Origin of the sequence: Acinetobacter sp. YH12208, assembly GCF_013418055.1 — a bacterium.
Lineage (GTDB): Bacteria > Pseudomonadota > Gammaproteobacteria > Pseudomonadales > Moraxellaceae > Acinetobacter > Acinetobacter pseudolwoffii.
In genome coordinates, this window is sequence record NZ_VPCT01000001.1 from 263824 (window position 1) to 289268 (window position 25445).

At 43.7% G+C, this 25445-nt stretch carries 23 protein-coding genes; 16 read left to right on the forward strand and 7 right to left on the reverse strand.

What is annotated here, in order from left to right; all coding sequences use genetic code 11:
• Positions 1-111: 111 nt before the first annotated feature.
• The 3 genes from FTU95_RS14960 to FTU95_RS01230 form a co-directional block, all read right to left on the reverse strand.
• Positions 112-246, reverse strand: a complete 135-nt coding sequence (locus FTU95_RS14960; RefSeq protein WP_005096435.1) for a hypothetical protein — start codon at positions 244-246, stop codon at positions 112-114.
• Positions 239-1453, reverse strand: a complete 1215-nt coding sequence (locus tag FTU95_RS01225; RefSeq protein WP_159515947.1) for an MFS transporter — start codon at positions 1451-1453, stop codon at positions 239-241. The genes FTU95_RS14960 and FTU95_RS01225 overlap by 8 nt, the downstream gene beginning before the upstream one ends.
• Before the next feature lie 154 nt (positions 1454-1607).
• Positions 1608-2660, reverse strand: a complete 1053-nt coding sequence (locus FTU95_RS01230; RefSeq protein WP_159138013.1) for an OmpW family protein — start codon at positions 2658-2660, stop codon at positions 1608-1610.
• Positions 2661-3107: 447 nt separating this feature from the next.
• On the opposite strand from FTU95_RS01230, the gene FTU95_RS01235 reads away from it, so the two are divergent.
• Positions 3108-3287, forward strand: a complete 180-nt coding sequence (locus FTU95_RS01235; protein WP_004646507.1) for a hypothetical protein — start codon at positions 3108-3110, stop codon at positions 3285-3287.
• A gap of 302 nt (positions 3288-3589) precedes the next feature.
• On the opposite strand, the gene FTU95_RS01240 is transcribed toward FTU95_RS01235, so the two are convergent.
• Positions 3590-4378, reverse strand: a complete 789-nt coding sequence (locus FTU95_RS01240; RefSeq protein WP_005171774.1) for a hypothetical protein — start codon at positions 4376-4378, stop codon at positions 3590-3592.
• Positions 4379-4611: 233 nt separating this feature from the next.
• Between FTU95_RS01240 and uvrB the strand changes: the two genes are divergently transcribed.
• From uvrB to FTU95_RS01275, 7 genes are all read left to right on the forward strand, one after another.
• Positions 4612-6633, forward strand: coding sequence for an excinuclease ABC subunit UvrB (gene uvrB, locus FTU95_RS01245; protein WP_005096439.1), 2022 nt, complete (start codon positions 4612-4614; stop codon positions 6631-6633).
• A 145-nt stretch (positions 6634-6778) separates the two neighbouring features.
• Positions 6779-7366, forward strand: coding sequence for a lipocalin family protein (locus tag FTU95_RS01250; protein ID WP_180077289.1), 588 nt, complete (start codon positions 6779-6781; stop codon positions 7364-7366).
• Between the two features lie 163 nt (positions 7367-7529).
• A complete protein-coding gene (gene rarD, locus FTU95_RS01255) occupies positions 7530-8462 on the forward strand; it encodes an EamA family transporter RarD (protein WP_180077291.1) in 933 nt (310 codons plus the stop codon).
• A 251-nt stretch (positions 8463-8713) separates the two neighbouring features.
• On the forward strand, positions 8714-10171 hold the full coding sequence (locus tag FTU95_RS01260; protein ID WP_005096443.1) for a glyceraldehyde-3-phosphate dehydrogenase: 1458 nt from the start codon (positions 8714-8716) through the stop codon (positions 10169-10171).
• A gap of 187 nt (positions 10172-10358) precedes the next feature.
• Entirely contained in the window at positions 10359-10733 is a 375-nt protein-coding gene (locus tag FTU95_RS01265) for a helix-turn-helix domain-containing protein (protein WP_005171768.1), read from the forward strand.
• 29 nt (positions 10734-10762) lie between these two features.
• The gene (locus tag FTU95_RS01270) at positions 10763-10951 is read left to right on the forward strand and encodes a hypothetical protein (protein ID WP_228730814.1); all 189 of its coding nucleotides are present in this window, start codon (positions 10763-10765) and stop codon (positions 10949-10951) included.
• Between the two features lie 120 nt (positions 10952-11071).
• Positions 11072-11278, forward strand: coding sequence for a hypothetical protein (locus FTU95_RS01275; RefSeq protein WP_180077293.1), 207 nt, complete (start codon positions 11072-11074; stop codon positions 11276-11278).
• A gap of 122 nt (positions 11279-11400) precedes the next feature.
• Here the strand turns inward: FTU95_RS01275 and FTU95_RS01280 are convergent, their stop codons facing one another.
• Positions 11401-12594 carry an MFS transporter gene (locus tag FTU95_RS01280; protein WP_074383014.1) on the reverse strand — a complete coding sequence of 398 codons (1194 nt, stop codon included), beginning with the start codon at positions 12592-12594 and terminating at the stop codon, positions 11401-11403.
• A gap of 265 nt (positions 12595-12859) precedes the next feature.
• Between FTU95_RS01280 and cgtA the strand changes: the two genes are divergently transcribed.
• Positions 12860-14077 (forward strand): Obg family GTPase CgtA, encoded by a 1218-nt coding sequence (gene cgtA, locus FTU95_RS01285; RefSeq protein ID WP_180000441.1) that lies wholly within the window; start codon positions 12860-12862, stop codon positions 14075-14077.
• Positions 14078-14104: 27 nt separating this feature from the next.
• Positions 14105-15238 (forward strand): glutamate 5-kinase, encoded by a 1134-nt coding sequence (gene proB / locus FTU95_RS01290; RefSeq protein ID WP_074383013.1) that lies wholly within the window; start codon positions 14105-14107, stop codon positions 15236-15238.
• Between the two features lie 74 nt (positions 15239-15312).
• Here the strand turns inward: proB and FTU95_RS01295 are convergent, their stop codons facing one another.
• Both FTU95_RS01295 and FTU95_RS01300 read right to left on the reverse strand, forming a co-directional pair.
• Positions 15313-15909 (reverse strand): phosphatase PAP2 family protein, encoded by a 597-nt coding sequence (locus FTU95_RS01295; protein ID WP_005171704.1) that lies wholly within the window; start codon positions 15907-15909, stop codon positions 15313-15315.
• A gap of 164 nt (positions 15910-16073) precedes the next feature.
• Positions 16074-16778: an SIMPL domain-containing protein gene (locus FTU95_RS01300; protein ID WP_005096452.1), complete on the reverse strand. Its 705-nt coding sequence runs from the start codon at positions 16776-16778 to the stop codon at positions 16074-16076.
• Between the two features lie 476 nt (positions 16779-17254).
• Here FTU95_RS01300 and FTU95_RS01305 point away from each other — a divergent pair, with 476 nt between their 5' ends.
• From FTU95_RS01305 to pstB, 6 genes are all read left to right on the forward strand, one after another.
• A complete protein-coding gene (locus tag FTU95_RS01305; protein ID WP_005096454.1) occupies positions 17255-18628 on the forward strand; it encodes a diaminobutyrate--2-oxoglutarate transaminase in 1374 nt (457 codons plus the stop codon).
• 3 nt (positions 18629-18631) lie between these two features.
• Positions 18632-20164, forward strand: coding sequence for an aspartate aminotransferase family protein (locus tag FTU95_RS01310; protein ID WP_159515940.1), 1533 nt, complete (start codon positions 18632-18634; stop codon positions 20162-20164).
• Between the two features lie 430 nt (positions 20165-20594).
• Positions 20595-21626 carry a substrate-binding domain-containing protein gene (locus tag FTU95_RS01315; protein WP_159515939.1) on the forward strand — a complete coding sequence of 344 codons (1032 nt, stop codon included), beginning with the start codon at positions 20595-20597 and terminating at the stop codon, positions 21624-21626.
• Positions 21627-21730: 104 nt separating this feature from the next.
• A complete protein-coding gene (gene pstC / locus FTU95_RS01320; RefSeq protein ID WP_180077295.1) occupies positions 21731-23110 on the forward strand; it encodes a phosphate ABC transporter permease subunit PstC in 1380 nt (459 codons plus the stop codon).
• Entirely contained in the window at positions 23110-24501 is a 1392-nt protein-coding gene (pstA, locus tag FTU95_RS01325) for a phosphate ABC transporter permease PstA (protein WP_005096458.1), read from the forward strand. Before pstC ends, pstA begins: the two co-directional genes overlap by 1 nt.
• A 13-nt stretch (positions 24502-24514) precedes the next feature.
• On the forward strand, positions 24515-25429 hold the full coding sequence (pstB, locus tag FTU95_RS01330; RefSeq protein ID WP_005171697.1) for a phosphate ABC transporter ATP-binding protein PstB: 915 nt from the start codon (positions 24515-24517) through the stop codon (positions 25427-25429).
• The last annotated feature ends 16 nt before the right edge of the window (positions 25430-25445 follow it).

Consider the following 25445-nt stretch of genomic DNA (forward strand, 5'->3'; position numbering starts at 1 on the left):
ATGATCGAAAGTTTATAAATAACCTTGTGTTTTTATTATTCTATTGATTATGAATCATTTAAGGTATTGTGCTGTGAATTGTGTTTATTTAGCTGAGTAAATTTCAGCAGTTTAATGCGCACAAAAGGCCTGATTAAAGTATTCAAACAGCTGCGGTGTCTGGATCCATAATGCCACCGACAGAGCAAATAAAAGCAAGAGCGCCACAGCAATCGAGATTTTGAGTATGAGCATAGAATCAGTCATGCACAATTTGCTCCTCATTGACCCAGAAATGTACCAATACGCCAAAAATGCTTAAGGCAATCGACAGCATCCAGACAGCATTATAATTACCACTCAAGTCATGATTGACTCCACCAAGATAACCACCGAAAAACGAGCCGACCTGATGGGTAAAAAACACGATACCGCTGAGCATGGTCAGGTATTTCACCCCGAACATATTCGCCACAATGCCGTTGGTGAGCGGAACGGTCGATAGCCAGAGTAATCCCATAATGACACCAAAGGCATAGACTGTCCATGTGCTCAGTGGCAGCATGAGAAAGGCAGTAATTGCGATCCCGCGTAAGCCATAGAGACCCATCAACAAATGCGGTTTGGAATATTTACCCCCGAGCCAGCCTGCAGTATAGGTGCCGACCACATTAAATAGACCCACCAATGCCAGAAAAATAGTCCCTGTGGTGGCATTAAAACCGTGATCAATCAGATAACCCGGCAGGTGAATGCCAATAAATACCACCTGGAAACCGCAGACAAAAAAGCCCATAGACAGAAACCAGAAGGGTTTATGATTTTTCACTACCAGCAGAATCTGTTTAAAACTGAGGGACACTTTATTGGGTGTAGATGCTGCATTTGGATGAATATACATTGGTGCTTTCAGCATCCAGGCCAGTGGTACAATCAGGGCAATCAAAATCGCACTGACCACCAATGCTCCTGACCAACCGACATTCTGTAACAGCAACAGGGTCGAAGGCAGCATGATAAACTGGCCAAAAGATCCGGCAGCACTGGCAATACCCATCGCCAGACTGCGTTTTTCTGGTGGTGCAGCACGTCCTACAGCAGACAGTAAAACCGGGAAAGATGTTGCAGACAGGGCCAGACCTAAAATCAGGCCCACACTCAGATTTAACAGCAGTCCAGTAGAACTGATCGCCATGAGTAGCAAGCCCACGGCATAGAGTGCCCCACCTACGGCAACGACAATCTTGCTGCCATATTTATCTGCGAAGGCTCCAGTAATGGGTTGTACTGCTCCCCAGATCAGGTTTTGCATGGCAATCGCCAAGCTAAAAACATTATGTCCCCAACCAAATTCATCACTCATCGGCACCAGATAAAGACCAAATGCATGACGTACGCCCAATGACAATGCCAGAATGATAGCGGAGCCAATCAGCATAAAAATAAGCGCTTTGGAAAATGGAGTATCGGACATAGGGCAGGCAGGCAGATAAAGTCAGCGCTTATAGTATTCGATTCAGGTAAAGGAGGCGATAAAATAAAAATTGATCGAAAGATAAATTTTTTTTATCAATATTTTAAGCCTAAAAAAACGGCCGAAGCCGTTTTTCTGAAACCTGATATTGAACTTAGAAACGCATGCCAATACCTGCATAGGCCAGAATCGGATTAATCTCAATATCTGCCTTGGAACGAATCAGTTCGCCCAACGTACTATCAGTGACGGTAATGGTTGTATCATTTTTCAGATGTGCGTAGGAGACTGAGCCGACCGCAAACCAGGTATCATTAAAGTCATAACTGAAGCCAACCGTAGCGACAGGGGCAAAGACATCTGAGGCTTCAAGTTTTACTTTAGGATCGGCTTCACTTAGCTTACCTTCAAGGGAAGCACCAGCATTGCCTTGTTTAATATTGGCAATCATATGTCCAGCAGCAATCAGGTCCTGCTCGGTACGCGAGTTGATTTCCAGTTCATTAAAATAGGCATACATCACACCTAAGCCGACATAAGGACGAAATTTATTCACTCCGGTTTTACCAAAGTGATACTGGAATTCAACGGCAGGTGTCCAGGCACGGGCCGAGGCAGCAGGGCCATAGGCTTCCAAGTCTGTAATCAGAAGATCATTGGCCAATTCAAGGTTGCCTAAGGCACCCCCCAGGGGGGTTGCGATGGCCGAAAATGGGGCATAGATTTTACCACTGCCTTGTAAATCCACTTTGGGTGGAATACCAGCTTTCACTTCAAAGGAAATATGATCAGTAAAATAGTAATTGGTCATGATGCCTAAAGTCGTGACATCATCGGCTTCCAGACCAGTCCCTGGATTATTCCATTGTTCTAAACCTTGAATGGTGGCTTGCCCACTGAGGGGAGCCGAGATTTCGGGTAGGTTTAAAGCTAAATCGAGTAAAGGCGGGATTTTATAACCTTCACGAATATTGTCGCGTACAGTACTTGACTTGACTGCCCCGACATCACTTACTTCACCATTTTTGACCGCAGTATTGACTGCAAAAGCTTGGGCCTTACCTTGTGGCATCACATGTAGTGCACCCACAGACACAGAAAAGCGTTTAAAGCCATCTCCATCCTGTAGACTAAAATAAGGCGAATCTGCGTGGGCGACCATAGGTAAAGTGACAAGGCCTGCCATACATGCCAGCATTGTTTTCATTGATTTGGAACTCCATGTCCAGTGTATTTATTCGTTTTTCTAGTTCACTAATTATGTGAACTTCATTAAAAAATTCAGTTATAGAACAATAGATCAAAGGTTAACCATCGGTTAAGATTGGTAGCTTTTGTGTGTTTTTTGTATTCAAGGTTTGAGCTGTTAACAAAGAAACATCTGTAAAATAAGTCTTTTAAAATGTAGACAGTTAGTTTAAGTAGAGAAAAATCTGGTTTTTATCTCAGCAAAATTTTGATTTTTTAAGTCCTCAATATAGGTTTTTGTTCCTGAATGAGGCCGATTTTTGCAGCAAGTCGTTTAGGAATGAATTGATTTTTTGCTTTCCGTGCTTGAGCTCCAAATAGCACTAACAGAATTTATCCAAGATCCTGCTACCCAGTTGCTTGAGTTTTTTTGTACAATAGGCGCATATATTATTGAGTGAATCATATGAGCACCCAAACACCTCCCAAAAAAAAGCCTCTGGTTAATTTACCTTTCCCGATCAAACAAGCGGAGCAAAATGCTGCGGAAGAAGTTCTGGAAGATTTAAGACCAAGACCGCAGCGTTATGCTGACCGTACCTGGATGCCGCCACGCGGTACGCGTCGTTCAATGGGTAAACGTTAATTGGTCGAACTCAAAAAGCTATGATGAGTCATGGCTTTTTTTGTGTAAATTTTTAGATATTCAGCAATTAATATTTCATCTATTTCCTTATTTCTCGAGCAGATAAAACCCTGGCCAGATTTTTCTCATTTCTCATTTCTCATTTCTCATTTCTCATTTGCATGATCTTGATCGAATACATGCAGCATCTCAAAAAGCTCATCGCTAAGCAGAATAAAATAATTAGTTGATCTATTGATCTTGCATATCTTATGTCCATAAAAAAAGCCAATTCAGAAATTGGCTTTTAGAGAGATAAGTTATTAGCGAATGCTTTTACGTGCTTTATTTTCCGGTTTTGGTGGGGCAATTTCTCGCTGTTCTTGCCAGACATCAATAAAGTCTTTTTCATTAATATTATACAGCTCAAGTAGCGCTAAAATTACACCCCCAAACAGCATGGCACCTTCCGAATGACTCTGAAAATCGACCAGTTTGGTATTTAGATTATGCAGGATATCTTCAATTTCGAAGACCCGTTCCCGCCCATTGCTGTCGGTCGGATAGATCTGGGTATTTAAAATAATCCTCGCCAGACTTTTTTCATTTTCGGTCAATGGCAATTCTTCAATCAGCTCATCAGTCGCAGGATTTAAAATGACTGAATCGCGAAAAATCGTATGTAAGAAGTTTGCGCTTAATTTGGGTAGAGGCTTTTCCACAAAAGGGCGAAAAGATTGCGGGAAAATGACATTGCGTGAAATACCTTTAAACATCGGTGCAATTTCTTCGACTTTATAACCTGCGATCCCGCATCCTAAAGACGTAATAAAATATTTATTTTTAGAATGGTTTTTGGTGTAAATCTTGAAGTCATCAATATAGTGCTGGATTTGTGACAGCGGCATTTGTTGCAAATGCTCGTTCATGGTAGGAATCGCATAGCTTTGACCCGACCAGCCACGACCGACGCCCATGACTGCACCAAAATGCTCAAGCGCTGTTCTTGCTGCACCTGCGCCATGCTGCCCCGCCAGATTGCTGCCAAAAACAAACACGGTATTTTCCGGAAGGGATTTAACAATACTTTCATCGTGATAGTGGTAAGTCATAATTGTCTATTCGAGGCCATCCTGATCTTCATGTTGCCTTTGATCGGGGTTGGGGTCAAGTAAAAAGCAGGGATGGCCTGAATGTTGAAAGACTGACTAAATATGAGAATTCTCAACATATTTCTCGACTGTCATCATCTGTTGGATTTCGGTATTTTGGCTATGGAATCTGCTCCGGCAAGTCTGAAATCTGCTAAAATTCCTGATCCGCATTCGAGTTGAGACATGTAGCTGTGACTGATAAGCAACCCTTTGAATTAGTAACCAGTTATCAACCCGCAGGTGATCAGCCACAGGCCATTGAAAAGCTGGTCAAGGGTATTGAACAGGGCTTTCATGATCAGCTTTTACTGGGCGTTACCGGGTCGGGTAAGACTTATACCATGGCCAATGTGATTGCACAGACCCAGCGTCCGACCATTGTCATGGCACATAACAAAACGCTGGCTGCACAGCTTTATGGCGAATTTAAAGCATTTTTTCCGAATAACGCCGTCGAGTATTTTGTCAGTTATTATGATTATTATCAGCCGGAAGCTTATGTGCCATCTTCAGATACTTTTATCGAGAAAGATGCCGCAATTAATGACCATATTGACCAGATGCGTCTTTCCGCGACCCGATCATTATTAGAACGTCGTGATGCAATTATTGTCGCATCAGTTTCTGCAATTTATGGTTTGGGTGATCCGAATGCCTATATGAGCATGTTGCTGCATGTGGTGGAAGGCGACCGCATTGGTCGTGATGATATTATCCGCCGTCTGGTCGAAATGCAGTATTCGCGTAATGAACTGGAATTCCTGCGCGGTACTTATCGTATTCGTGGCGAAATTATCGATATTTTTCCGGCAGAATCGGATCAGGATGCCATCCGGATTGAACTGTTTGATGATGAAGTCGACTCGATTCGCTGGTTTGATCCCTTGACTGGGAAAATGGTGCGCAAAGTACCACGTGTAACGATTTATCCCAAAAGTCACTATGTCACGCCCAAAGACAATTTATCCCGCGCGATTGAAACCATTCGGGAAGAACTCAAAGAACGACTGGTGTTCTTTCGTGAAAATGACAAATTGCTGGAAGCGCAGCGGATTGAACAGCGTACCCGTTATGATCTGGAAATGATGCAGCAGTTGGGCTATACCAATGGCATCGAAAACTACTCGCGGCATTTGTCTGGACGTCCTTCAGGCGAGGCGCCGCCAACCTTGTTCGATTATATTCCCGATGATGCCTTGCTGATTATTGATGAATCGCATGTGACTGTGCCACAAATTGGTGCCATGTATAAAGGCGACCGTTCGCGCAAAGAAAATCTGGTGAATTACGGCTTCCGTTTGCCAAGCGCGCTAGATAACCGCCCGATGAAATTTGAAGAATGGGAACGCATTGTCCCGACCACCGTTTATGTCAGCGCAACGCCAGCACGTTATGAACTGGAAAAATCGCAGCAGATTGTCGAGCAGGTGGTGCGTCCGACCGGTCTGATCGATCCTGAAATTGAAATTCGTCCGGTACTGACGCAAGTCGATGATGTACTTTCAGAAATTAATCTGCGCAAAGATATCAATGAGCGGGTATTGGTCACTACCTTGACCAAGCGCATGGCAGAAGACCTGACCTCTTATTTGAAAGAGTACGGGATTAAGGTCGCTTATTTACACTCGGATATCGATACTGTTGAGCGCGTCAAGATCATTCATGAGCTGCGTACTGGCGTACACGATGTGCTGGTCGGGATTAACCTGCTGCGTGAAGGTCTGGATATGCCGGAAGTGTCGCTGGTTGCGATTCTGGATGCCGATAAAGAAGGTTTCCTGCGTTCTGAGCGTTCTCTCATTCAGACTATCGGGCGTGCTGCGCGTAACCTGAAAGGGAGGGCGATTTTGTATGCAGATCGAATAACTGACTCAATGCAAAAAGCCATTGATGAGACAGATCGACGTCGTGCCAAGCAGATTCAGTTTAATGAAGAGCATGGTATTACTCCGCGTAGCGCAGTCCGTCAGGTAATCAAGGAAATCGATACCGGTGAAATATTGGATGATGATTCAATTGAATTGAAAGCTTCTGATCAGGCGCGCGCGATCAGTGCAGATGAACGACATATCATGGCAGACCCGAAAATGTTTGCGAAGCATATTAACAAGCTTGAAAAGGAAATGCTGAAAGCCTCTAAAGAGTTACAGTTTGAGCAGGCTGCACGTCTGCGTGATGAAATTTTGCGCTTAAAAGCCCAGATGTTTGATTGATTTTTTTTACATGAAGTTTTATTTCGATGACCTAAAGTCAATCATAAACCAAACATAATGTAACAAATCATGTGCTTGGATAAGGCTATTGTAAGAACAGAAAATTTTTAAATAAATATTTTGTGAACATATAATAGGTATTTTTATGACAACTCAAAATTCTTCAGGTAATGGATTGAAGCTGGCAAAAATTGCTGTGGGTAGTGCGGTTCTTCTTGGTTTGGGCGCGGCGACGATGGCCTATGCGCAAAATGAGCCATTACCGACCGTTGAAAAAGTTGAACTGGACCGTTATTTGGGGACTTGGTATGAAGTGGCGCGCAAGCCTTTGTCTTTTCAAAATAAATGTGATCGTGATGTCACTGCAACCTATACCTTGAATGAAAATAGCAATATTGTGGTCGATAACCGCTGTACTAAAAAAGATGGTCAGCCAACCCAATCCTTGGGTGAGGCATTTGTGCAAGATCCACCGCAAAATACCAAATTAAAAGTCAGTTTCCTGCCCGACTTTATTCGCTGGATTCCGGTCGGGCGTGGCGATTATTGGGTCTTAAAACTGGATGAGAATTATCAAACCGTTCTGGTCGGTGAGCCTAAACGTAAATACATGTGGATACTGTCACGTAATCCGCAATTAGATAAAAATGTTGTAAACGAATATTTGCAATATGCACAGTCTGTGGGTTATGACCTGAGTGATGTGATTCATACCAAACAAACGCAAAGATAGAAATATCTTCTTAATCGAAACCATGCTTAGGCATGGTTTTTTATTTTTATGAGCAAAAATATATTTCAAAGTAGGGTAGTGATTTCACTTTAAATAGATGAAGCATCAAGCTTTCTAGTGTACTAATCGTTATAATGCCGGCGAATGAAAGTAGAGTTTGACTATGTATAAAGGCATTGCGTTATCTGTATTGGCCTCGGTGGTTTTCGGGGTGCTCTATGTATTTACGCCTTTCTTGCAGCCTTTAGATAGTGAACAGACCTTTGCCTGGCGCATGCTGGCCACGATTCCGTTTTTAACTGCCTTTATGTGGTGGTCGGGTGATCTGCAACATATCAGCAGTATCTTTAAGCGGGTTTTGCAGCAACCTGCCTTGTTGATCTGGCTGCTGATCAGCTCCTTGTTATGTACCACGCAGTTATGGCTGTTTTTGTGGGGTCCCATTAATGGGCGTGGTCTCGAAGTTTCACTCGGTTATTTTCTCCTGCCTCTGGTGATGGTGCTGGTCGGCTGTGTGCTTTATAAAGAAAAATTATCATCCTTTCAGATGGTTGCTGTTGCTCTGGCAGTGTTGGGAGTAGGACATGAAATCTGGCGGATCGGTTCAATCGCATGGGAAACGGTTTATGTCGCTTTAGCTTATCCACTTTATTTTTTTATGCGGCGTAAATTTGCGACCGATCATCTTGGTGGATTCTGGTGGGATCTATTTCTGATTTTGCCCGCTGCATTTTATCTGGGTTTTATTTATAGCGACTCGATGCAGCTCATGTTAAATCATTCTCATTTAATCTGGGCAGTATTGGTATTGGGTTTTTTGAGCGCACTGGGACTCGGTAGCTATATTCTCGCCAGCCGATATTTACCCTTTGTGATCTTTGGATTGTTGAGTTATCTGGAACCTGTGCTGTTGGCCTTTGCCTCGATGGCTTTGGGGGAGCGTGTCGAAGCTGGCGAGTGGCTGACTTATATTCCAATTTGGCTTGCCGTATTGGTGCTGGTGATTGAAGGAATTCTGCATCTATTTAAGCAGCGTAAACAGCAATTAGCGCTTAAAAAAAATCTGGCAAACTATCAGGATCGACTAGACTCTTAAAATTAAAAAGAGATCGAATGAATAAACAACATTTAACAAATTTCTGCTCCGTACGGGAAAACGCATGTTTTTAAAATTTTTGAATGCAAAATCATTTAGCTAATTGCAACTATTTCCTAGATTTATAGTGAATATACGTTAAAAACCACTCGTCTCGGTGAGCTTTTGATTCAAAGTTGCCTCCAATTCCATTACAATTATGGGGTTTTGAAATTTATGCCTAGATTTACAATTAATTAGAGGACGTATCTGTGAGCAAAGACACTATCGTTGCCCTACATGCAGAGCACCAAGGTCGCTGGAAAAACCGTGAAGAACTTGCGGAACGCATGATTGCCCTTGTTGGTCAGTTATATCGTGAAAAAAATATTGTAGCTACAGTTTATGGTCGCTCTTTAATTAACCGTTCTGTGATTCAGATCTTGAAAGCACACCGCCGTACTCGCGTACTCGATGTTGAACTTTCGGTTGTAAATACATTCCCAATTCTTGAAGCATTGGCGAAAGTTGAGAACATCGGTTCTGCTGAAGTTGATCTAGGTAAACTTGCTGTTGAATTTAAAGAAAAAGGCGGCGACATCGATGCATTTGTTGCAGACGCTGTTAAATCTCTAGAAGGTAATGCTGCTGCTGTAGAACATAAAGACGTAGTTCTTTATGGTTTCGGTCGTATCGGTCGTATCCTGGCACGTTTGATGATTGGTCAATCAGGTCTGGGTCGCGGTCTTAGCCTGAAAGCAATCGTGGTTCGTAAATCATCTGATGGTGATTTGGAAAAACGTGCATCTCTACTGCGTCGTGACTCGATTCATGGCCCATTTGCAGGCACGATTTCTGTAGATGAAGAAAACGAAGCAATTATTGCAAACGGTAACTTCATTAAAGTGATCTATGCGTCTAATCCTTCTGAAGTGGATTACACAGCATATGGTATTAACAATGCACTTGTAATCGACAACACTGGTAAATGGCGTGATGCTGAAGGTCTTGCTCAACACCTGAAATGCCCGGGCGCTGCTCGTGTTATTTTGACTGCACCTGGTAAAGGTGACATGAAGAATGTGGTTTACGGTGTGAACCAGGCGGACATCCTTGCTGAAGATAGCATCATCTCTGCTGCAAGCTGTACGACTAACGCAATTACTCCAACACTGAAAGTATTGCATGATAAATACACCGTGTTAAATGGTCATGTTGAAACAGTTCACTCGTTCACAAACGACCAGAACTTGATCGATAACTACCATAAAGCGGACCGTCGTGGCCGTGCTGCAACATTGAACATGGTTATTACTGAAACTGGCGCAGCGAAAGCAGTTGCTAAAGCGCTGCCAGCACTTCAAGGTAAATTGACAGGTAATTCTGTACGTGTTCCTACGCCAAATGTATCACTTGCAATTCTTAACCTGACTTTAGGTCAAGACGTTGATCGTGATGAAGTAAACGAATATATTCGTCAGATTTCAATCGGTTCGATCCTTCAAGGTCAAATCGGTTATACCAACTCGACTGAAGTGGTCTCTTCTGACTTTATTGGTTCACGCACTGCAGGTGTATTTGACGCGCAAGCAACAATCACTTCAGGCAACCGTTTAACTGCTTATGTTTGGTACGATAACGAAGTGGGTTATAGCTGCCAGGTATTACGTATTGCTGAACAAATGGGCGGCGTAAGCTATCCTAAAGTTCCTGCAGAAACAAATGCATAATTTGTTGATGTAGTTTAAAAAAGAGTCTCTATGGAGGCTCTTTTTTTATACTTATTTTTTATTGAAGTCGGGTGGATTCGATTCAATCACGAAATGTAAATCAGCTTGCTGACGAAATATTAATCTGTTAGCTTACAAAGAGTAAGTATATTAAAATCAGTAAGTAATAAAATCCCGAGATAGATTTATGACAAATTATGCAATTAGTCCGTTACTAGGGCAGGTTTTATCAACTGAATGTCCATCACGTGAAATATTGGAACATCTTGCCAATAAATGGTCGGTCTTGGTGTTGCGTTGCCTGAGTGAAGGTGTGCATCGTTTTAGTGAACTGAAACAACGGATTGAAGGGGTGAGTGAAAAGATGCTCTCCCAGACTTTAAAAGTGCTGGAACAAGATGGTTTTGTGCTCAGAACGGTTTATCCGGTTGTGCCACCAAAAGTGGAATATCAGTTGACCATTACCGGTTCACAAGCTGCGGATAAAGTGATGCAAATGATTCACTGGATTGAACGTGGTTTACCGGAAATTTTGGAAAATAAACAACGTGTTGCCAAATAGAAGCTAAATTGCTTTTGGGGTAGCAAGAGATGAAAAAGTCAGAAAATCTGTTGGCTACTTTACTGGCAGTGTATGCAATCATTTTAGTTTTATGCATTGCGATTTATGCAATCTTCAAACTTTTAGATGTTGATATTGCTTTAGCGACCAATCTCTTGCTTTGGTCAGCAGGGATATTTGCACCGATTGCCGTGTTGATGACATATACGAGTTGGTGAGAGCAAAAAAGTGCTGAAACAATTGCAGAGTATAGTAATGAGATATATAAAAAATTTATTCATTATTGCAGAGTTCTAGAAAACTATTCCTTAACATGGCCAAAGCGAAAAGATACAGCAATGGTTACGAAAGAACTTGAAAATTATTTTGAGGATATTTATCCAATATTAATTCTATATTTTGATTTTCTTAGAGAGTTAAATAAGTATGAATTAGTGGAAAAAACTCTACGATTTGAGAGAGTGCATTATGATCTATTGCAAGTAATGGAAGCTATTGATGAAGAGGAGGATTTGGAAAAATGGTGTGAGTATTCAAATGAATAGCCTATATATTCAGTTGGGGCTACACAGATACTTAAACAAATTAATAATGATTTAGTAAAAATAATATTTCATAATAGCTGAATAACAAAAGGAATAAACCGATCGATTTATTCCTTTGTGAATCAAGCATTTTGCATTTTCTTAAAATCCAAGCGATCAATCAGTAAAATTCCAATCGAGAAAATAAAGCCAAGGATCACGCAACCGATCCATTCAAACTGCTCCCAGGCATAGACTGCACCAAGCGAACCTAAAGCGGCACCACTAAAGTAAATCGTCATATAGACTGCATTAATACGTGAACGCGATTTAAGATCAATCCGATAAACCAGATTCTGATTCAAAACATGGAAGGCTGTCAGACCAAAGTAGGCCATCAGCACACCAATCGCATAGATTACAATATTGTGCTGGGCAAAATATAAGGGCAGTGTAGAGCCGAACATCAGGACAATGCATAGCTTGGCGACCAGATTTTCTCTACCTTGTCCTACGGTTTTGCCTGACCAGCTTGATGAATAAATCCCGATCACGCCCAGTAAGCCAAATAACCCAATTTCGAAATCGGTGAAATAATAAGGTGCATTGCCTAATACAAAAGTCATCGAGGTAAAGATCATCGATAAAATTCCAAAACCCAAGGCACCCGCACAGGCACGCCGGATTAAATGTGGATTCTGACCTGCAAGGCTAAACAAAGAGCGGTAAATGTCACCAATAGTTAAGCCTGCCTGAGCTTGAGTATCGGGTAGTTTTTTCCACATGAGTGCTGCAAAGAGCAAGGTGATCACACCGCTGGATAAATACACACCTTCCCAAGACCAGTAAGTGGAAACAAAGCCGGCAAAGGTACGTGACAGAATAATTCCCATCACCAACCCACTCATCAGCTTACCCACTGTAGCAGCGCTGGATTCAGGTGGGCTAATGGTCGATGCAAAAGGAATTAAGATCTGCGCCGAGATTGCGCCAAAGGTGGCACACAAGGTAAACAGATATAACATTGATAAAGTCGTACTGAATGAAAGCAATATCTGCGAAATGGCTGCAAAGACCATCAGGTTAACGATCAGTTTGCGTTTATTCAGAAAGTCTCCCAAAGGAACCAAAAGCATTAAGCCGAGGACATAACCAATCTGTGCAATCACCACGGCAAAACCGGCCTGACTGGTACTAATGCCCAGACTTTTCTCGATTGAATAGATCAGAGGCTGGTTAAAATAGGCAGAGCCTGCACATAAGCCACATGCCATTGCCATCAATAATACAAATTGTGATGACAATGGACTGACAGATTTCCTTTCTGAATTGCTCATAGGCCCGACTCTTTTAACATTGCCTACACTATAGGCAGTTGCACGACAAAGCAGAAATAATTAAAAACAATCAAGTGATCATTAAAAAGTATATTAAAACAAAAGCATAGAGCTTAGTTTTGAAACTTATCAAAAATTAATGGCTGTTCAATAACATGACAGGATTAAATAAGCGATCTTCATGGAATAGCATATAAATATAGTCGAGAAATTCTTTAAAATATGGCAGAATATGGGGTTTTAAAGTTTTTAGAGGATTGGCAATATGCGCTTTGTTGATGAAGCAGTCATTACCGTAGAGGCTGGCGACGGTGGCAATGGCGTAGCCAGTTTTCGCCGTGAAAAATTCGTGCCATTTGGTGGTCCAGATGGTGGTGATGGTGGTCGTGGTGGCAGTATTTATATACAGGCTGACGACAACACCAGTACGCTAGTTGATTATCGTTATACACGTAAATTCCGTGCAGAACGAGCAAAAAATGGCCGTGGGGCGAACTGTGCTGGTCGTGGCGGTGAAGACACCGTATTAAAAGTTCCAGTCGGAACAACAATTGTAGATGTTGAGTCTGGCGACATTATTGGCGATTTGATCGAAGATGGTCAACGCGTGAAAGTGGCAGCAGGCGGTGACGGTGGTTTAGGAAATACGCACTTTAAATCATCGACCAACCGTTCACCACGTAAGTGTACGCATGGTCAAAAAGGCGAATTCCGTGAAATCCGTCTGGAGCTTAAAGTTCTGGCAGATGTGGGCTTGCTGGGTATGCCAAATGCGGGTAAATCAACCTTCATTCGTGCAGTATCGGCGGCAAAACCAAAAGTGGCAGATTATCCATTTACCACCATGGTGCCAAACCTGGGTGTGGTCGATGCCGACAGTCACCGTTCATTCGTGATGGCCGATATTCCGGGTCTGATTGAAGGCGCATCTGAAGGTGCAGGTCTGGGGATTCGCTTCCTGAAGCATCTGGCACGTACCCGTATCTTGTTACACATCGTTGATGTACAACCGATTGATGGTTCAGATCCGGCGCATAATGCCAAAGCAATTTTGAAAGAGTTAGAAAATTTCTCCCCAACACTTTCAAAACTGCCGATCGTATTGGTGCTGAATAAAGTCGACCAATTGGCTGAAGAAACACGTGAAGAATGGTGTACTCATATTCTTGAAGAATTGCAGTGGGAAGGCCCGGTTTTTGAAACTTCTGGCTTAACCGCTGAAGGTACCAAAGACGTGGTTTACTACCTGATGGATCAGATCGAAGAGCAGCGTGAACGCGAAGCTGAAGATCAAGAATATGCAGCAGAAATGAAAGCATTCCGTGATCAGCTTGAAGCTGAAACACGTGAACAAACCATCGCTGCAAAAGAAGCGTATCGTGAGATGCGTCGTCAGCAACGTCTTGCCGGTATTCTGGGCGACGACGAAGATGATGAAGATGGCGATGATGATAGTGATGTGGAAGTGTACTACGTACGCTAATCTCTGAGAGAAGAGTCTGAGGACAAGATGATAGAAGTGGTAGATGGGCAGCGTCAGCTCAAGGGTTGTAAACGAATCGTTGTTAAAATCGGATCATCTTTACTCACAGCAAACGGACAAGGTTTAGATTTAGATGCCATCTCGCACTGGGCGGGACAAATCGCAGATCTACACAATGCAGGACACGAGATTATTCTGGTGTCTTCCGGTGCTGTGGCTGAAGGTATGGTGCGAATGAAACTTGAGAATCGACCCACCGATCTACCCAGTCTTCAGGCTTGTGCTGCCATTGGTCAGATGGGCCTGATTCATACCTGGTCAAGCGTACTGGAGAAACACCAGATTCGAACGGCGCAGGTATTGTTGACCCATGATGATCTGGCAGATCGTCGCCGCTATCTCAATTCATGTGATGCTTTGCAGAACCTGATTGACTGGCGCGTGATTCCAGTGATTAATGAAAATGATACCGTTTCTACCGATGAAATCCGCTTTGGTGATAACGACACGCTGGCTGCCATGGTGGCAGGTCAGGTGCATGCCGATCTTCTGATTATCTTAACGGATCAGGAAGGTATGTTTGACTCAGATCCACGCTCGAATCCAGATGCCAAACTGTTCCATACGGTACGTGCGATGGATGAGAGCCTGTTTGATATGGCCGGTGGTGGTGGTAAATTTGGTCGCGGCGGCATGCTGACCAAAGTTCGTGCTGCACGACTGGCGGCAAAGTCCGGTTGTCCGACCTTAATTGCAAGCGGTGATAGTGATGCTGTGCTATCTCGTCTGATGTCTGGTGAATTGTTAGGAACCTTGTTTGTGACTGACAAAGATCGGATGACCGCGCATCAGCAATGGTTGGCAGCACACCTGCAAACGGCAGGTCGTTTGGTGATTGATGATGGTGCGGTAAAGGCCATTAAAGACAATCATCGTAGCTTGTTGCCTGTCGGCGTCAAAGCGGTTGAAGGACATTTTGAGCGCGGTGATGTGGTGGAATGTGTGGATACACAAGGTCACCGAATTGCAGTCGGTCGTGTTAACTTTAGTTCGCGTTCGGCAGATATTGTACGTGGTCTGGCTTCTGATAAAGTGCATCAGGTTTTAGGTGAAGCGCGTTCACTCGAGATGATTCACCGCAATCATATGGCGATCTACTAAGTCATTCAGATTTAAATTTCAATCATAAAAAATCCCGCTTTCGAGCGGGATTTTTTATGACATCTTAATGCGATTTATTTAATCCAGCCCATCCGGATTAATGGCGCAAACAGTGACTGATGAATAGTTAAAATAAACTGCATGAGTTTATCCTGATATTTCCACCACAATGGTAATCCAGCTAAATTTACTGTTATTGCAATCAGGAATGCACCCAGCATATCCATCGGAAAATGCACACCGACATAAACACGTGACCAAGCTACTAGCCAAGCTGTCCAGATTAGAATTCTTCCCAAATCACGTTGTGATGAAAAATAACAAGATAGGGCAATCCCACTAAAAATACTCATATGATTGCTGGGAAAAGAACCTGTAGGTGCATGTTCGATCAGGGTGCGACCAATATCTATTACAAACGGACGTGGGGTATTCAGGATCGCAGACAATACCTCGCTGATCGACAAGGTAATTGCTGTAAAAATAAATGCCCTGATAATGCCAGTTTTTACTTCATAACTGCCACGGAACCAGGCAATAGTAAAAATCAGCAGAAAGAGATAAACCAGATCATGCGCAATCAGGGAGGCATAGTGGATCATCCAGATCGAGGCGTGTTCAGGTACATTTAGGATATGAAACAGGTAAAGATTCAGTTGGTCAAGAGACATGAGCAGAGAGGATTGGTACAAATGTCCGTTACTCTAAACCGGTCAAACCTCAATTCCTACCTGAGTTTGTATGAATTTGTAGCCTTGATTATTAAAGAATATTCAAATGATAGAAAACCACCCAAAAGGGTGGTTCTTAAAAATCCGAATAATATGATGAAATCTTATTTAAACTGAATCGCACCATTGGCACTCACCGTCATTTGCGATTCACCCGCAGCAACTTCCTGCTCTGGAACAGCCATATCCGCCGATGCAGCTTTCATCATGGCCATACGCGGTACAGGTTGTGGTGAATAGTTATTGGTATTCAGATTTAAGTTTACCAGTTGATAACTCGGTTTGTTCCAAGCTTGAGTCAGGGCCTGTGCGCGTTGCTGGAAGTTTTTAGAGGCTTCAATCATCAGCTCATTTTCAACTTTTTTGCGCTTTTCGTCTGAAACTTTGAAGTTAATTGACTGGGTCTGGAAGTGCTGTTGTAATTCAGCAATCAGTTGAGACGCCGCTTTAAAATCTTTCGATTCCAGACGAATCTGGGCACGTCCACGCCATTCTTTCAATTTGCGGTTATCATTGTCATAAATAGGGTAAGTGCTTTGTGCGCCCGTCTCGATTTTCACAGTTGGATATTTGCGCGCTGTGGTAATGGCCTGATTCATTAGCTGGTTAATTTGTGTAGCCAATTCAGCTGGCTGTTTGTTGGATTTTTCAATATAAAGCACGGCATGCATTTCATCATTTGAGATTTCACGACTGGCCTCTGCTGAAAGATTCACAACATTGTAATTCAGCGATTCAGCCGGAGCTGCAAATGCGCCTGTGGCCAAGGTAGATGCAAGGATAAAACTGGTAAGTGCTAAGAGACGCATGAAATTGTCCTGTTTTTCTTAAAATTGGCCATCTAAGCCGTTGTTAAAATATTAAATCTCAATTGTGATCTTTTTACGAAATATTTGTGGTAAGAGTGTTAAATTTTCTTTCATTTTACACTCTTACTTGATTTATGTTTATCGTTAATAATTAAGTGCTTAATGGTGGATTTTAAGCTTTTTTGCCTGAATGTTAGCTGTGCTACAAAAAAGCATAAAAGAACCCGCTTTTCTTTCTGCTGTCACACTGTAAGATGATCATTCAGGTTATAGGTTGGTGTGATGTTTTTTTTCGATAAAGATTAGGACAAAATGCAACTGAAAGTTGTTTATTTTCCTGAAAAATTCGGTATCATCCGCCTCCTAGTTATTTAAATACAAACTGCTAGCTAGAACCTCTTTATAAAGCGCCGAGTCAAAGGACCAAACGTCACCAGACTTATTTCTTTCACCCATATCAGAGATGGTAATTCGATATGAGCGTTACTTCTGTAAACCCTGCCACCAATTCCACAAACGAATACTACTTGACTCGCCAAAGTCAGATGGAATCGAATGTGCGTAGTTATCCACGTAAATTACCGTTAGCGATAGCGAAAGCACAAGGTTGCTGGGTTACCGATGTTGAAGGTACTGAGTACCTTGATTGTTTAGCTGGGGCAGGGACGTTGGCATTGGGCCATAATCATCCTGCAGTCATTCAAAGTATCCAGGATACAATTGCAAGCGGCTTGCCATTGCATACACTGGATTTAACTACGCCTTTAAAAGATGCTTTTACTGAAGCACTTCTTTCTTATCTTCCAGGTGGTCAAGAAGAATACTGCTTGCAGTTCTGTGGCCCATCCGGTGCAGATGCAACAGAAGCAGCCATCAAACTTGCGAAAACCTTTACCGGTCGTAGCTCGGTGATCAGCTTCTCTGGTGGCTATCACGGTATGACGCATGGTGCATTGGCCATGACCGGTAACCTGTCTGCGAAAAACGCAGTTAACGGTTTGATGCCAGGCGTTCAATTCATGCCGTATCCGCATGAATACCGTTGCCCATTGGGTCTTGGCGGTGAAGCGGGTGTAGATGCTTTAACGTATTTCTTTGAAAACTTCATTGAAGATGTAGAAAGCGGTGTGACTAAACCGGCAGCTGTGATTCTTGAAGCGATTCAAGGAGAAGGCGGTGTGGTAACTGCACCTGTGAAATGGTTGAAGAAAATCCGTGAAGTGACTGAAAAGCACAACATCGTGTTGATTCTTGATGAAGTTCAAGCGGGCTTTGCACGTTCAGGCAAAATGTTTGCCTTTGAACATGCGGGCATCGAACCGGATGTGGTGGTGATGTCTAAAGCTGTTGGTGGTAGCTTACCGCTCGCAGTACTCGGTATTAAACGTAAGTTTGATGCTTGGCAGCCAGCAGGTCATACCGGTACGTTCCGTGGTAACCAGTTGGCAATGGGTACAGGTCTTGCAACGATCAATACCATTAAAGAACAAAACCTGGCGCAAAATGCCCAAGAACGCGGTGATTTCCTGCAAGCTGAGATTAAAAAATTAGCTGCCGAATTCCCATGTATTGGTAACGTGCGCGGTCGCGGTTTGATGATTGGTGTTGAAATTGTGGACGAGCGCCAAAAGGCAGATCACATGGGTTCTTTACCTGCTGATGGTCAATTGGCAGCAGCGATCCAGACGGCATGTTTCAACAATAAATTATTGCTTGAGAAAGGTGGTCGTAACGGTACAGTGATTCGTTTACTTTGCCCATTGATCATCACGCATGACGAATGTGTTGAAGTGATTGCTCGCTTTAAGAAAGCAGTTGCTGAAGCTCTTGTTGCAGTTCGAGGCGCATAATTCATGGTAGATTTTGCAGAACATCGTAAAGCTTTACTTTGTAATGATGCTGCATCCATCGCTGACTACCAGTCAGCCATGGATCAAGCGACCAAAGCGGTTGCAGCATGGTTGCAAAATGACAAAATGTACACGGGTGGTAGCATTAACGAGCTGCGCAGCGCGATTACGTTTAATCCTTCTAAACAGGGGTTGGGTGTAGAGAAATCTTTAGAGCGTATGGTTGAGTTATTCCTCAACAAGAGCTTAAAAGTACATCATCCGCATTCACTTGCGCATCTTCACTGCCCAACCATGGTGACCAGCCAGATTGCGGAAGTACTGATTAATGCAACCAACCAGTCAATGGACTCATGGGATCAAAGCCCGGCCGGTTCACTGATGGAAGTTCAGTTAATCGATTGGTTACGTCAAAAAGTAGGCTATGGCGCAGGCCAGGCAGGCGTATTTACCTCTGGTGGTACACAGTCTAACCTGATGGGCGTACTGCTGGCACGTGATGCTTGCATCGCGAAAAACTGGAAAGACGAAAACGGTAAGCCGTGGTCGGTTCAGCGTGATGGTATTCCTGCGGATGCGATGCGTAATGTCAAAGTCATCTGTTCTGAAAATGCACATTTCTCTGTGCAAAAGAACATGGCGATGATGGGCATGGGTTTCCAGTCTGTAGTGACTGTTCCTGTGGACGAAAATGCGCGCATGGACATGGACGCACTTGAGAAAACCATGGCGCACCTTCAAAACGAAGGCAAAATCGTGGCATGTGTGGTGGCAACTGCAGGTACAACCGATGCAGGTGCAATCGATCCACTGAAGAAAGTCCGTGAAATCACCAACCAATATGGCGCGTGGATGCACATCGATGCAGCTTGGGGTGGTGCTTTAATTCTGTCTAACGATCATCGCGATATGTTAGATGGTATCGAGCTGTCTGATTCGATTACGCTCGATTTCCATAAGCATTATTTCCAGACCATTTCGTGTGGCGCGTTCTTGCTGAAAGACGAAGCAAACTACCGTTTCATGCATTATGAAGCGGAGTACCTAAACTCTGCCTATGATGAAGAACATGGTGTGCCGAACCTGGTATCGAAGTCACTGCAAACCACGCGTCGTTTTGATGCGTTGAAATTGTGGATGACGGTGGAAGCATTAGGCGAAGAGCTTTATGGTTCAATGATCGATCACGGTGTTGGTTTGACGCGTGATGTGGCAGATTATATTAAAGTGACTGACGGTCTGGAGCTTCTGCTTGAGCCGCAATTTGCCTCTGTGCTGTTCCGTGTGGTTCCAGCGGGCTATCCGGTTGAACTGTTAGATACACTAAACCAGAACGTGGCAGATGAGCTGTTTGCACGTGGTGAAGCGAATATTGGTGTGACGAAAGTCGGTCAGGTTCAGTCTCTGAAAATGACCACTTTAAGCCCGGTTGCAACGCTGGATAACGTGAAGAACTTGCTGGCACTGGTGCTTGCAGAAGCGGATCGTATCAAAGATTCAATCGCTGATGGTACTTATACGCCACCTATTGCATAAGTGATGGTGGTGTGAAAAAAGGAGATCGAAATGATCTCCTTTTTTTATTTTTGAGTCATAGAATGATCAATTCTATAGGTAGATTCATCAGAAAAATACCGAATATCTGTACTCATTTTAAGCTGTTATAAAATCGTCATCTAATTATGTAAGGCTAGGGAGCAGGATTTATCCTGAGTTCAGGTTTATAAAAATTGTTACATGTCATTGGTCTAAAATTTTTTATTGAAGTGAATGACAAAAAGAACTTAATCATTGAAATCCATAAAAATTTAATCAAGAAAAAACTGCTAGATTAAAAATCATTAAATCGTAATAAAGCTGTAACTTATTTGTCATATTCTAAAATCAAAATGCATGTATCGAAATAAGTACAAAACTGAATAAAAAGTGGCGTACTCCAAATTGTATAAATGAGAGAGATACTAGAATGCGCTTTACAAATATAGCTTTAGCATTAGCAGTAACCGGGGCAGCTGCTGTAACGACTGCACACGCAGCTCGTGACACCATTCAAATTGCAGGTTCTTCAACTGTACTTCCATATGCCAGTATCGTGGCGGAAGAATTCGGTAATACTTTTCCACAGTTTAAAACACCAGTTGTCGGTTCTGGCGGTTCTTCAGGTGGTTTAAAGCAGTTCTGTAATGGCGTGGGTGATAACACCATTGATATCGCTAACTCTTCTCGTCAAATCAAATCTACAGAGCTGGCTGAATGTAAAAAGAATGGCGTTAACCAAGTATTAGAAATCAAAATTGGTTATGACGGTATTGTATTTGCTTCAAATGCCAACAAAGCGGCTTATAAACTGCGTCCACAACATGTCTTCGCTGCACTTGCTGCACAACTTCCATCAAATGGCAAAATGGTCGCCAATCCGTATACACGCTGGAACCAAATTGACAAAGCACTTCCGAATGAGCCGATCACGCTGGTGATTCCTGCTTCGAATCATGGCACGCGCGAAGTGTTCCAGGAGAAAATGGTGGATGCAGGTTGTGAATCGTATGCTGCAATTAAGTCTCTAGACAAAGATGCCAAGAAAAAAGCCTGTACCACATTCCGTAAAGATGGCCGTGTAGTTGAAATTGCAGGCGACTATACCGAAACACTGGCGCGTTTGAAAACTTCTCCAAGTGCAGTCGGGGTGTTTGGCCTAGGCTTCTATGACCAGAACCGTGACCGCTTACGTGTTGCAACTGTGAACAATGTAGCACCTTCTGAAAAAACAATTTTGAATGGTGCTTATCCGGTATCACGTCCATTGTTCTTCTACGTGAAAGGCGAACACTTGAAATCGATCAAAGGCTTACCACAGTTCACTGAATACTTCCTGAACAAGAAGGTATCAGGTAAGGGCTCTAAGCTGGAAAAAGCAGGTCTGATTTCAATGTCTGATAAAGAACGCGCAGCAGTCCTTGCAAATTTCAAGGCTGGTAAAGCGGTCATTGTAAAATAATCGATGATTTTGAAATCGCTGGTGGTAGGGTCAACCTACCATCGGCTTTTTGCGATAAACAAGTTTTTTCAAACCATGAAAATTGAGAAAACAGTGGAGAATACATGAATCTGCTACTTATAGGTGTGTTATTGGCCATTATGGCCATAGCCTATCAAATCGGATTAAGTAAAAGCCGTAATTTAGCAGGTAAGGGAAGCAATTCTGCAAACTTACACTCGCGTCCCGGATATTATGGTGCACTGGTTGCACTGTGGTGTGGTATCCCTGCGTTTTTAATTTTGATTGTTTGGAATATGGTTGAGCCAAGTTTTCTGGAGCAAGTGGTACTCAACCATTTGCCGCAGGATATTTCGGCCAATCTGGATCCGGCAAGTCTGGGCGTTGTTGTTGATCGCGTTCAGGCACTTGCCTCAGGTTTCGGTGTCAGTGATACACCTGCAGCCTATGAACTGGCCGCAGCAGAACAGTTAGCTAAATTTTCGACCATTGGTACGTTTGCCAAATTGGCAGTGGTGATTTCGGCTGCACTGGCTGGTCTGGTCTGGGCCAAGAAACATATTAGCCAGGAATTCCGCGCACGTAACCAAGTCGAGAAAATGATTAATATCGGCTTGGCATTGTGTTCGGGTGTGGCAATTCTGACCACGCTCGGGATTGTCATGTCGATGTTTGGTGAGGCGATGCGCTTCTTCAGCTTCGTCAGTCCACTGGATTTCTTCTTTGGTACCGAATGGAACCCGGGTTTTAGTACTTCTGGCAGTGCCGAGGGCAGTTACGGTTTATTGCCACTGCTGTGGGGTACGCTCATGGTCAGTGCGATCGCACTTTTGGTCGCGGTACCGGTCGGCCTGATGATTGCGATCTATCTGGCAGAATATGCATCACCGCGCTTCCGTTCTTGGGCAAAACCGACCATTGAAGTGTTGGCGGGTATTCCTACGATTGTTTATGGTGTCTTTGCCTTGATGATCATCGGTCCATTTCTTAAAGCCATGGGTGCCATGGTCGGACTCGAAATTAATGCCACCAGTGCGCTGACCGCGGGTCTGGTGATGGGCATCATGATTATTCCATTCGTATCTTCTCTATCCGATGACATTATTACCCAGGTGCCACGTGCCTTACGTGATGGTTCTCTGGGGCTAGGTGCAACCAAATCTGAAACGATCCGTCAGGTGGTTTTACCTGCAGCTTTGCCGGGTATTATTGGTGCTTTCCTGTTGGCAGCATCCCGTGCGATTGGTGAAACCATGATCGTGGTACTTGCAGCGGGGAACAGTCCGCAGCTGCATGCCAATCCACTTGAAGCCGTATCTACGGTCACCATTACCATCGTCAATCAATTAACAGGTGATACCGACTTTGCCAGTCCGCAAGCACTGGTGGCCTTTGCCCTGGGACTGACCTTATTTGTGATTACCCTAGGTTTGAACATTGTTGCACTGATCATCGTGCGTAAATATCGTGAGCAATACGACTAATGAGTACTTCAAATACAACGCCTGTGGATCAGCGTGTTGATCCATCCGTCGCTGCCGAGCTGCGTGAAAAGCGTAAGAAGACCATTCAAAGCTCTTTGGGGCGACGTCATCGTAAAGAAAAAACATTCCGTCTATTTGGTTTCTCTGCGGTATTGGCCGGTCTGTTCTTTGTGGTATTGCTCTTCGGCAGTATTTTATCCAAAGGTTTGCCTGCCTTCTGGCAAAGCAGCATGAGTTTGCCGATTCATTTCGATCCGGCCATTGTAGAGATTGGTCCAAAACCCAAGCCAGCTGCGGGAGAGTCTCCGGCGCAGTTTGAAGAGCGTATGATTGCCTGGCAAATGGATGTCGGCATGGTGGACTGGGATGCACTGATCATCAACGGCATGATCGCCAGAGACAGCAAGCTGGAAAGTCAGCGTGATGAACTGGGTTATTTATATACCAGTTCTGAGGCTTATCGCTTACGTGACATGGTCATGAATGATCCAAGTCTGGTCGGTCAAAGCACAGAGGTTAAAATTCTGGCAGATGCCAATGTCGATGTCTGGCTGGCGGGTAATATTGATCGTTCGTTACCAGCAGAACAGCAACAACTCAGTCCTGAAGTACGCCAGGTGGCGGACGAGATGAAAGCCTCAGGTGTAATCGAAAACAGTTTCAATACTAATATTTTTACCAGCCCTGACTCGCGTAGTTCACCGGCAACGTCAGGTCTGGCAGGCGCTTTCATGGGCTCGCTGTTCATGATGATGATCGTGATTTTTATCTCGATTCCAATTGGGGTAGCATCTGCGATCTATCTGGAAGAGTTTGCGCCGAAAAACTGGATTACCGATATTGTCGAAGTCAACATCAACAACCTGGCAGCAGTGCCATCGATTGTGTTTGGTTTGCTGGGTGCCGCGATCTTTATTGGCTGGATGCATTTACCGCTATCGGCCCCTCTGGTCGGTGGTCTGGTGCTGAGTCTGATGACTTTGCCAACTGTAATCATCACCACACGTGCATCGCTTAAAGCGGTTCCACCTTCGATTCGTCAGGCAGCGTTGGGCTTGGGTGCTTCACGACTGCAAACGGTTTTCCATCATGTCTTGCCATTGGCTTTGCCGGGTATTTTAACTGGTGCCATTATCGGGGTCGCGCAGGCATTAGGTGAAACCGCACCATTGTTATTAATCGGGATGAGTGCTTTTGTTGCCAGTGTTCCAGCCACACCATTTGATCAGTCTACAGCGTTACCTGTGCAGATTTTCTTATGGCAGGGCAATGAGTTACGTAACTTCTTTGAAGGGCGTACCGCAGCAGCAATTATTGTACTTCTGGCCATGATGATCAGCTTGAACAGTCTGGCCATCTGGTTACGTAAAAAGTTTGAAGTCCGTTGGTAATAGGGGCAGAATCATGAACACAACTGTTATTCAAAACTCCTTAAAAAAGGATCAATCCGTGAATCCACAACAGACACAATTCACTAATGATGAGGCTACACAAAAGCCAGCAACATCGTTTGTCTCCCAATTCGATACGCAAAGTAGCAGCAAAAAAGATGAAAAGTCGACAAATGTGAAACTGAGTACATCTGATGTGCATGTGTACTATGGTGAAGCGGAAGCGATTAAAGGCATTGACCTGAACATTTATGAAAATGAAGTGATTGCTTTTATTGGGCCATCAGGCTGTGGTAAGTCAACCTTTCTGCGTACCCTAAACCGCATGAATGACACCATTGACAGTTGTCGTGTGACCGGTAAAGTCATGCTGGACAATCAGGACATTTATGATCCAAACCTGGATGTGGTCTTGCTACGTGCTCAAGTCGGTATGGTATTCCAGAAGCCCAACCCGTTTCCAAAGTCTATTTTTGACAACGTTTCTTACGGCCCGAAATTACATGGTCTTGCACGTGATAAATACGATCTTGAAGAAATTGTCGAAGGCAGTTTGCGTAAAGCCGGTTTGTGGGAAGAAGTAAAAGACCGTTTGAATCAGCCGGGAACAGGTTTGTCAGGTGGTCAGCAGCAACGTTTATGTATCGCGCGTACCATCGCAGTTTCGCCTGAAGTGATTCTGATGGATGAACCATGTTCTGCGCTGGATCCAATTGCAACAGCAAAAGTAGAAGAGCTGATTTCTGAGCTTTCAACTCAATATACCATTGCGATTGTAACCCACTCCATGCAACAGGCAGCGCGTGTATCTGACCGTACTGCGTATTTCCATCTGGGTGATTTAATTGAGGTGAATGCGACCGAGAAAGTCTTTACCCAACCAGACCATCAATTGACTGAAGCTTATATTACAGGGCGTTTTGGTTAATACGATATATAAAAAA